The organism is Draconibacterium sp., assembly GCF_041583095.1.
In the GTDB taxonomy this organism is placed as follows: Bacteria; Bacteroidota; Bacteroidia; order Bacteroidales; family Prolixibacteraceae; genus Draconibacterium.
Genome location: NZ_JBFHGM010000187.1, coordinates 1 through 10,324, shown reverse-complemented (window position 1 = coordinate 10,324; position 10,324 = coordinate 1). Strand labels below are relative to the sequence as shown.

The 10,324-nt window shown below is 40.8% G+C and carries 6 protein-coding genes; 2 read left to right on the top strand and 4 right to left on the bottom strand.

Annotated features, from left to right (window positions below; all coding sequences use genetic code 11):
• A partial coding sequence (gene queA, locus ABZB17_RS15875; RefSeq protein WP_372651460.1) for a tRNA preQ1(34) S-adenosylmethionine ribosyltransferase-isomerase QueA occupies nucleotides 1-981 on the top strand: 981 nt, incomplete at its 5' end.
• Between the two features lie 91 nt (nucleotides 982-1,072).
• On the opposite strand, the gene ABZB17_RS15870 is transcribed toward queA, so the two are convergent.
• From ABZB17_RS15870 to rimP, 4 genes are all read right to left on the bottom strand, one after another.
• On the bottom strand, nucleotides 1,073-3,856 hold the full coding sequence (locus tag ABZB17_RS15870) for a hypothetical protein (RefSeq protein ID WP_372651458.1): 2,784 nt from the start codon (nucleotides 3,854-3,856) through the stop codon (nucleotides 1,073-1,075).
• A 150-nt stretch (nucleotides 3,857-4,006) separates the two neighbouring features.
• Nucleotides 4,007-6,958 carry a translation initiation factor IF-2 gene (gene infB, locus ABZB17_RS15865; protein WP_372651456.1) on the bottom strand — a complete coding sequence of 984 codons (2,952 nt, stop codon included), beginning with the start codon at nucleotides 6,956-6,958 and terminating at the stop codon, nucleotides 4,007-4,009.
• A 60-nt stretch (nucleotides 6,959-7,018) separates the two neighbouring features.
• Nucleotides 7,019-8,254 (bottom strand): transcription termination factor NusA, encoded by a 1,236-nt coding sequence (gene nusA, locus ABZB17_RS15860; protein ID WP_045031844.1) that lies wholly within the window; start codon nucleotides 8,252-8,254, stop codon nucleotides 7,019-7,021.
• Between the two features lie 11 nt (nucleotides 8,255-8,265).
• Entirely contained in the window at nucleotides 8,266-8,730 is a 465-nt protein-coding gene (gene rimP / locus ABZB17_RS15855) for a ribosome assembly cofactor RimP (protein WP_372651455.1), read from the bottom strand.
• A gap of 267 nt (nucleotides 8,731-8,997) precedes the next feature.
• Between rimP and ABZB17_RS15850 the strand changes: the two genes are divergently transcribed.
• Nucleotides 8,998-10,254 (top strand): HD domain-containing protein, encoded by a 1,257-nt coding sequence (locus tag ABZB17_RS15850; protein ID WP_372651453.1) that lies wholly within the window; start codon nucleotides 8,998-9,000, stop codon nucleotides 10,252-10,254.
• The last annotated feature ends 70 nt before the right edge of the window (nucleotides 10,255-10,324 follow it).

The following is a 10,324-nucleotide window of genomic DNA, read 5'->3' as shown; positions in this document are numbered from 1 at the left end:
GACGAATCAAAATTAATGGTGCTAAACAGAGCAACACGAACAATTGAACACAAATTGTTTAAAGACCTGCTTGATTATTTTGATGATAAAGATGTGATGGTTTTTAACGATACCAAAGTGTTTCCCGCACGTTTGTATGGTAACAAAGAAAAAACCGGAGCAGAAATCGAGGTTTTTCTTCTTCGCGAGTTAAACCGCGAGCAGCGTTTGTGGGACGTACTTGTTGATCCTGCTCGTAAAATACGTATTGGTAACAAACTGTATTTTGGCGACGATGATTTATTGGTTGCCGAGGTAATTGATAATACTACATCGCGCGGTCGTACTTTGCGTTTCTTGTTTGATGGTCCTTACGACGAATTCAAGCAAACACTTTACAGTCTGGGAGAAACTCCACTTCCGAAATTTATCAACCGCCCGGTACAACCTGAAGACAAAGACCGTTACCAGACTATATTTGCAAAACACGAAGGCGCGGTTGCAGCACCAACAGCCGGTTTGCACTTTAGCCGCGAGTTGTTAAAACGTTTGGAGATCAGAGGTGTTGATTTTTCATACGTTACTTTGCATGTTGGTTTAGGAAACTTCCGCAGTGTTGATGTTGAAGACCTTACCAAACACAAAATGGACTCGGAGCAGATTTGGATTAAAAACGAAGCCTGCGAGATGGTAAACAACGCTAAGCAAGAGAAACGTAATGTTTGTGCCGTGGGAACCACGGTAATGCGTACACTTGAAAGCTCGGTATCAACACAAGGATTTTTGAAACCATTTGAAGGATGGACCAATAAATTTATTTTCCCTCCTTACGAGTTTAGCGTAGCAAATAGCATGATTACAAACTTCCACCTGCCTTACTCAACATTGTTGATGATGGTTGCTGCATTTGGCGGATACGATTTTGTGATGGAAGCCTATGATGTTGCCACTAAAAACGATTACCGTTTTGGTACTTATGGCGACGCCATGCTGATTATCTGATCGATAACTTACACGACAATATGGAAACCACGAAATTTATTTCGTGGTTTTTTTTTATTTCATTTCTGAAGCAATTTTGGCTATTCCGCAATTATTCCAACTCGTAGCACAACAGGTTTCCATCATCATCGCCAACTACCAAGCTCAGCGGTCCACCATTTTTTAATTGCCCAATCGCAAATTCACTGTTACCGTTCAACGGAAAACTATCGTACTGTTTTCCCTTTGCATCAAACAAATAAATCTCGTTTTCATCGGCATCGGTAACACCAATCATCTTTTGGGTTGCTGTAAAAGAATACAGATTTACCGCCAACAAATTATTGTCAAACTCTTCTTCAAATAGCTTATCGCCTTCTTCATCGAAAACAAACAGACCATCCTTGTCAATAAATACAAATTCAGGCTTTCCATCGCCGTTAATATCATCCGTTTTAAAACGATGATCGGCTGAGAATTTACTGGTCTTCTTTTGAGCAAATTTCCCATCGAAGAACAGGTAGAAAACATCTCCATTGCGGCTGGTAGCAACCATTTTGGGCACTCCTTCCGTATTTAATGCTATGTCGTTTGCCGATGGTGCGAATTTTGCCGATGAGTTAACCCGTGTCTCTCCCCTTCTGTTTTGGATATAAACCTGGTTTTCGTCGCTAAAAACAATATAATCTTTATTGCTCACCCTGAAAAACTGAATCGGGGCCGTAATCGTTCCGCTGGTTTTATCGAATATCCAACCATTGAGAATTGACCCGTCGTGACTGTAAGCATAAACCTTCTTATCCTTGCAAGCCACAAAATAACGGTATAGGTTATTGTTGTTATAATCAAACACATTGATACCGTTGGTAGCGGGCGATTTCAGAATAACCGGGAAGTTGGCCACACTTGTTCCGGTTCTGTCGATCAGGTAAATTTTTTCGCTGGTATTAAACAGGTATTGCAATTTACCATTGTTGTAATAATCCACCTGGTGAATCTGCCCCAAAATTTTTCCGCTAACCGGTGCGCTCCAGATAATTTTACCATCAGCATCAATTAAATGCAATTGATTATTTACATCCTGAACAATTATTTCCTTATTCGCTTTATTCGTATGATTGATTACAACTTGTGGCTTTATGGCCACTTCGGCTCCTAACCGGCACTGCCATTTTGCGCGAACGTCGTTTTTCGGCTTCTGCCGGTAACCCAGGTTCAGCGCGTTAAAATAAATGTTGTTTTCGCAAACCACCTGCCAACATATGGCATTAAACTTTCTGAATATCTCTTCATGTTTCTCAAGGCCCTTGTTTATGCCAGAATTGAATAAATCGTGTCGAAGCGCATAAAGATTATTTATATTGCCATAAACATTCAGGTTCGCTTTGCTTTCGGCTGCTTTGTTAATCGTTTCATAGTCGGAATCTGTTCGTAATGTTTCTCCCGAATCCATATCGTCGAGGTATTTTTCCAACACTTTTGCCGAACTGGCAAAAATCAGTTGATCTTCACGGAAGGCAGCAAACCGGGCACGCACAAAATCAAATGCTCCACCCAACCAGATTCCCGGCAGCGTTGGATAAGGGAATTCGTATATCCGGTAGTTTTGTTCGTCTGACGATTTATACGTGCTCACCATACTTTCAAATTCAATATCTTTTCGTTTGGCATAATTCGCAAGCATTCCTTCAAAAAGCTCCTGACTTTCTTTCCTCGACTGGCCACTTAAAATAAAAAGCGAGCCCATTTCTGCCTCTGTAGGAATAGAAGTTATGGCTGCCAGCACCCTGTCTTTTACCAGGCTTCTTAATTTCTCGCGACTATCAGTACGGAAATTTTGCTCCATCATTTTTATCTTCTCTTCCCGGTCGTAATATGCCTCGGAGTGCACAAAATAGTTCTCCAGTTTTTTAAAAAACAGGTCTCTGTCGGAAAATGAAAATCCGATATAAAACGATGTTGATTTTGGCAACAAACGATCGGCATTACTACTCACTGCTTCCTGCCCCTGCAAAACCGATAGAAAATGATTCAGCGAATCGTCGGCAGCCGTAATTCCGTTTAGTGTTAAGCGATTGTCGTGAAAACTCAAATCCAACTCACTCCAACTGGCGTAATCTTTAATTTTTAACACATCGCTTTTGAGGTTGATGCGGTCGGTTTCACCAAATTCGTTCTCCTTCTTTTTCGTTGTGGAATTGAGCAAATTGGCCCAAAACTCAGGAAAACGCTTGTGGTTAATATACCAGGCAACCTCCGATTGATTGGCAACGGTGCGGTTTACCAGATTAAAGTATCGGTTATCGGTAATGCCCGGCGCATCGAGTTGCCTGATACATTTCTCTACCAAAATTACTTCGGGACTAATAATTACCAGGTTTCCGGCAACACTATAGCTCAATACATTTTCGCCATCCGAATCAAACACATCGATTATGGCATAACCGTTATAGTTCCGTTTCTGAAAAGAAGTTCGTGCAATTCCCGTGAGCTTCTCAATTAAAAGCTCAAGTCCCTCGCGCTCTTTTGCACTTTTCAGGTTGCTTATTATAACCGGATACAAAACGTTCTTCCCTACAAAATCGAGTGCCAGTACAACCGGCCGTTTACCAAGTTGTTTCTGAATCTCGGGTTCACTCTCGATAACATTCTGTATGCCCGATACTTCGTTCAACAGGTTATTGAATTCGGGAATTCCCGATAATTCCATTACCACAGGATTATCAGTTGGAATAGCTTTTAGCCCGTCGGCCTCAAGAAACAGCGGTGCCGACAAAGGCACAGCTTTATATAAAGGCGACTCTTTGGTGAAAGCCACCTCATGTTTTGTAAAATAGAGAAACCCTGCCACTGCCGCGACTAAAATAAGGAGTATGATTATGAGGTACCGCTTCATTTTTCTATCTTTTTGTCAAAAGTAATAATTAGAGAACGCCCGGAGCTACCTTTTTCGTTTATGAAATTAAACATTGATTGTTAATAATTTAGGGATAACAAAAAAGGCCGGGATAACCCGGCCTCTTCATATCTCGTTTCTACGATTTTCTTACAGTGTTTTTGCTACCTCAATTTCGTGGTAAGCTTCAACGTGGTCTCCAACTTTAATATCATTGAATTTCTCGATATTCAATCCACACTCGTAGCCGTTTTTCACCTCTTTTACGTCTTCTTTAAAACGTTTCAGTGAACCTAATATTCCGTCGTAGATTACAATACCATCGCGAATTACACGAGCTTTCGAGTTACGTGTAACTTTTCCATCGCGAACAATACAACCTGCAACAGTTCCCACTTTCGTGATTTTAAATACCTCCAGTACCTCAACAGTCCCGGTAATTTCCTCCTTAATTTCAGGAGAAAGCATACCTTCCATTGCTGCTTTAATCTCGTTAATGGCATCGTAAATAATCGAGTACAAACGAATATCAATTTGTTCTCTTTCGGCAATTTTACGTGCATTCAACGATGGACGTACCTGAAAACCAACTACAATCGCTTCTGATGCGGCAGCCAGCGAAATATCAGATTCAGAGATCTGACCAACTGCTTTATGGATAATATTGATCTGAATTTCTTCGGTTGATAACTTGATCAATGAATCAGACAGTGCTTCGATAGATCCGTCAACGTCACCTTTAACAATCAGGTTCAACTCCTGGAAGTTACCAATTGCAATACGACGGCCAATCTCATCAAGCGTAATGTGTTTCTGCGTACGCAATCCTTGCTCGCGGGCCAGTTGTTCGCGTTTATTGGTTATGCTTCTTGCCTCGCGCTCATTCTCCATTACATTGAATTTGTCACCCGCCTGTGGTGCTCCGTTCAATCCAAGAATAATTGCAGGTTGCGCCGGGCCAACCTCTTTAACATTTTGGTTACGTTCGTTGAACATTGCTTTTACGTGGCCGTAATACTGACCGGCAATAATAATATCGCCAACACGAAGTGTACCGCTTTGAACCAATAAAGTTGAAACGTAACCTCTACCACGGTCGAGCTCCGATTCAATAATTGTTCCCTGCGCCTTTTTATCTGCATTGGCTTTCAGTTCAAGCATTTCGGCTTCAAGCAATACTTTTTCAAGTAACTCTTCAATACCAATTCCGTTTTTGGCCGAAATATCGTGCGACTGGTATTTACCACCCCACTCTTCAACCAGGTAATTCATATTGGCCAGTTCTTCTTTTATCTTTTCAGGATTTGCTCCCGGTTTATCGATCTTGTTAATTGCAAAAACAATAGGTACTCCCGCAGCCGATGCGTGGTTGATCGCCTCAATGGTTTGTGGCATCACATTATCGTCGGCTGCTACAATAATAATTGCAATATCGGTTACCTGTGCTCCACGCGCACGCATTGCGGTAAACGCCTCGTGACCAGGAGTATCAAGGAAAGTAATCATTCTGCCATCTTCCAGGCTTACGTGGTATGCACCAATATGCTGGGTAATACCACCGGCCTCTCCGGCAATTACGTTTGTGCTACGAATATGGTCGAGCAATGATGTTTTACCGTGGTCAACGTGTCCCATCACAGTTACAATTGGCGGACGAGGTTTTAAATCTTCCGGATTGTCTTCCTCTTCCTCAATCGCTTCAGCAATTTCAACACTAACGAACTCTACTTTGTACCCAAATTCTTCGGCAACAACAGCGAGTGTTTCAGCATCAAGACGCTGGTTGATGGAAACAAACAGCCCCAATGACATACATGACGAAATAATTTCGTTTACGCCAACATTCATCATGGTAGCCAGTTCGGCAACAGTAACAAACTCGGTAACTTTAAGAATGTTCTGTTCCAGCATTTGCTGTTCCATGTCGGCCTGCATTCTTTCGCTGGCGGCGGCACGTTTGTCGCGACGGTGTTTTGCTCCTTTTTTAGTTTTGCCTTTTGTTGTTAAGCGGGCAAGTGTATCTTTAATTTGCTTTTGTACGTCCTCTTCGTTAACCTCTTTTTTAAGTGGTCGTTTTTTCTTTCCTGGAATTTGTTTATTTGCCTGGAATTTTCCTCTCGGACGATCGCCTGGTTTTTGCTGCTGTTGTTGTCTGTCAACAGTAACCTTTCCGGTTTCTTTAGAAATACGTTTCCTGCGTTTTTTTCTATCACCCTGATTTCCGGCATCTTGTTTCTTTTCAGGAAGATCAATTTTACCAAGGATGGTTGGGCCATTCAACTTGTTAACTTTTGCCTTTATAACTCCTGAATTTTCATCCCTGTCTTTTTCTGGTCCCTGGCGCTCGGCAATTCGTTGTTTCTTGCGCTCCTGACGCTCTTTTTCGCGTTCTTCTTTTGTTTTTTTGGCAGGGCGTGTTTTCTGATTCATATTGCTCAGATCGATCTTGCCCACTACCTTTATCTTGTCGTCCGACTTTGGAGCATTTGTTTCAATAAGGTCTTCCACTTTTTCTTTTGGTGTACTTTCGGCTTTTGGCGCAGCTTCCTCTTTTTCTGCTTTCGGTGCCGGTTCTTCTTTCTTTTCGGCTGCAGGCGCCTCTTTTATTTCTTCTTTTACAGGAACCTGCTTTTCAGGTTTCTTTTCTTCGGCTTTAACTTCGACAGGCTTCTCTTCTACTGGTTTTTCAACCTTCTTCTTCGGTTTGTTAAGCTCATCCAGATCAATCTTGTCGAGCACCTTAATCTTCACCTCAGGTTTTTTAATAACTTCTTCTGCCGGTTTTTCCTCAACCTTTTTTACAGCAGCAGGCTCTTCAATCTTTGGTTCTTTTTTCTCCTGTTCTTCAGCTTCGGGCTCCATCGAAATCACTTCTTTCTTTGGACGCTGACTTTTCAGGTTCATTTTTTCCGACTCTTTCTTGATTGTAATATCTACTTTATATTCCTTTTCAAGAAGTTGCACGGCGTCTTCTGCAACTTTAGTATTAGGGTTTGAATCGATTTCGTACCCTTTTTTATGCAAAAACTCAACAATGGTATGAATACCTACGTTGAACTGTCTTGCAAGTTTACTAAGTCTTGTTGTTTTGCCTGCTACCATATAATTCTTTATTTACTTTTCTAATTTGTATGAATAAAAACCAATTTGTATTGATGGTTATTATTCAAATTCTGAACTAAGGATTTTCAGAACCTCATCGATTGTTTCGTCTTCCAGGTCGGTTCTTTTAATCAATTCAGCACGCGGGATGTTTAATACGTTCTTGGCGGTATCGCAACCGATTCCTTTTAACGCATCAATTACCCAGCTTTCAATTTCATCTGCGAACTCATCCAGGTTCACATCTTCGTCGTCTTCTTCCATCTCACGATAAACATCGATCTCGTATCCGGTTAACTGGCTGGCCAAACGAATATTTAATCCGCCTTTACCAATTGCCAGCGAAACTTCTTCCGGTTTCAGATATACTTCTGCTTTTTTATCGTCTTCCAGAATTTTAATCGAATTAATTTTCGCGGGATTCAGTGCACGTTTAATAAACAACTGAAGGTTCGACGAATAATTAATCACATCGATGTTTTCGTTACGCAACTCGCGAACGATTCCGTGGATTCTCGATCCTTTCATACCCACACATGCTCCAACGGGATCGATACGTTCGTCGTACGATTCAACGGCAACTTTAGCACGCTCTCCCGGTACACGAACAATTTTTTTGATGGTAATTAAACCATCGAAAATTTCCGGAATTTCCAACTCGAACAAACGCTCGAGGAAAGCCGGTGCTGTGCGCGACAAAATAATTAGCGGGTTGTTATTTCGTAATTCAACTTTATATACAATTGCGCGAACGTTATCGCCTTTACGGAAATAATCGGATGGAATTTGCTCTGATTTTGGAAGGATCAATTCGTTTCCTTCGTCATCAAGAATCAGAATTTCCTTTTTCCAAACCTGGTAAACTTCACCTGTAACGATGTCGCCAATTTTATTTTTGTACTTTCCGTAAATATGGTCTTTCTCCAGTTCCAGAATTTTACTGGCCAGGTTCTGACGCAAATTTAAAATGGCACGACGACCAAAATCGGCTAATTTAACCTCGTCGGTAACTTCTTCGCCTACTTCGTAATCGTCGTCAATTTTCAGCGCATCGCTTAAAGTTATTTGCAAATTCGGATCTTCAATCTCGTCGTCTGCTACAACTTCGCGGTTTCGCCAAATCTCAAAGTCGCCCTTATCAATATTGATAATAACATCAAAGTTCTCATCAGTACCATACTGACGGATAAGCACACTGCGGAAAACGTCTTCCAGCACGCTCATCATTGTAACCCTGTCAATGTTTTTTAGCTCCTTAAATTCGGCAAAAGTATCTATCAGGTTAATATTTTCCATCTTTCATCGCTTTATTTAAATGAAATAACCGCTTTCGCACTTTTTATTTCGTCGTATTTTAAAATATGTTTTTTTACTACCAATTGCTTTTTCTTGTGACCCTCCACTTTTTCGCGTTTCGAGGTCTCAAGTACTATGCCATCTTCACTATTTTCCAAAAGCAGCCCTTTCAGTTTTTCACTGTCGGCTGTTAAAACCTCAATTTCTTTTCCGGTATATTTTTCGTATTGCTGCCTTACTTTAAAGCTTTCGGTTAGGCCCGGAGACGAAACCTGCAACGAAAAGTCCTCTTCATCCCTGTCGAGATTATGCTCTACATTACGACTGACAGCAATACATTGTTCGATGGTAATGCCGTTAAATCCATCAACGTACACATTAATGTCGTTAGATGAACTTATAGTCACATCAACAATAAACATCTGATCATCAAGACGTTCACTCACCAAATCTATTACTTTTTGTTTTGCTATCATTTCTCTATATGTAACAAAATAGGGAACCAACGGTCCCCTAAAAATTTCGCTTTTTAGAAAATTCTCGGCAAAAATAGTAATATTATCCAACATTAACAAATATGCGCAGTTACATAAAATGCTGATTTTAAACTAAAAAATCATTAACCGCATTCTGTGTATAACAAATTCATTTTTACCTGTCTTTGCGTTTTATTTCCTAAAAAAAACATTGTCATTTGTATAACAGAAAGTTTTGTAGTTTTAAACCAATCGAAAAACAGCTTTGTGCAACAAGTCCAGCTCAATAAAAAGAAAATTATAAACGACCCCGTTTTTGGATTTATCAACCTGCAGTCTGATATTATATTCGATTTGCTTGAACACCCCATATTTCAACGACTCCGTTACATCAAGCAGCTGGGTTTGTCGTACCTGGTTTTTCCGGGTGCCAATCACACGCGTTTTGAGCACGCTATCGGTACTGTGCACTTAATGCGTCAGGCTATTACGGTACTAAAAATAAAAGGGCACGAAATTACCGACGAAGAGGCCGAAGCGGTTAGCATTGCCATTTTGTTGCACGACATTGGCCACGCTCCTTTTTCGCATGTGCTTGAAAATACCCTGGTAAATATTTCGCACGAAGAAATTTCGCTGATGCTGATGCAAGAGCTGAACCAGCAGTTTAACGGCAAGCTGGATCTGGCTATTAAAGTTTTTACCAATAAATACAGGAAACAGTTTTTGCACCAGCTTGTTGCCAGCCAACTGGACATGGACCGGCTTGACTACCTGAGCCGCGACAGTTTTTTTACCGGAGTGGTGGAAGGCACCATTGGTATCGACCGCATTATTAAAATGCTAAATGTACACAACGATCAGCTGGTGGTTGATGTAAAGGGAATTTATTCGATTGAAAAATTCCTGATCTCTCGACGCCTGATGTACTGGCAGGTTTACCTGCATAAAACAGTTGTGGCTGCCGAGTTTTTATTGATAAATGTATTAAAACGTGCACGTGAAATTATTACAAACGGCGGCGAACTGTTTGTAACCCCCACCCTAAAAGTTTTTTTAACGAATAATTTCACCCCTGAGGATTTTCGTTCAAACATTAAAATACAAGAGAGAAATGTATTGCAGTGGTACACGCTGCTCGACGACAACGACATTTTGATCTCAATAAAAGAATGGCAAAACCATCCTGATCCGGTTTTATCGGAAATGGCAAAAAGTATAACAAACCGAAAACTGCCGCGAACAAAATTCCGCGACAAACCTATTTCTCCTGCAAAAGAACAGAAGTATTTAAAGCAAATCGAAAAGCAGCTGGTTCCCGATCCTGATCTGGCGAAATACTTCCTGATGACAGGCGTTATAACCAACAATGCATACAACAAACACTACGAAAACATTTCGGTTTTATACAAGGATGGAACGGTGAAAGAAATCAACGATGCATCGGATATAAACTTGTCTGCACTTGGAAAAACAGTGAGGAAGTATTTTGTGTGTTATCCTAAAGAATTGGACATTTACTAGTTAAAACCTATATTTGCATCGCCAAAAAAACAGATAATGGATTTTAAAGCTACGGATATCGCCTCTTTTT

Coding starts and splice junctions, on each gene's coding strand:
- ABZB17_RS15870 (WP_372651458.1), bottom strand. CDS start 3,856: ATGAAGCGGTACCTCATAATCATACTCCTTATTTTAGTCGCGGCAGTG.
- infB (WP_372651456.1), bottom strand. CDS start 6,958: ATGGTAGCAGGCAAAACAACAAGACTTAGTAAACTTGCAAGACAGTTC.
- nusA (WP_045031844.1), bottom strand. CDS start 8,254: ATGGAAAATATTAACCTGATAGATACTTTTGCCGAATTTAAGGAGCTA.
- rimP (WP_372651455.1), bottom strand. CDS start 8,730: ATGATAGCAAAACAAAAAGTAATAGATTTGGTGAGTGAACGTCTTGAT.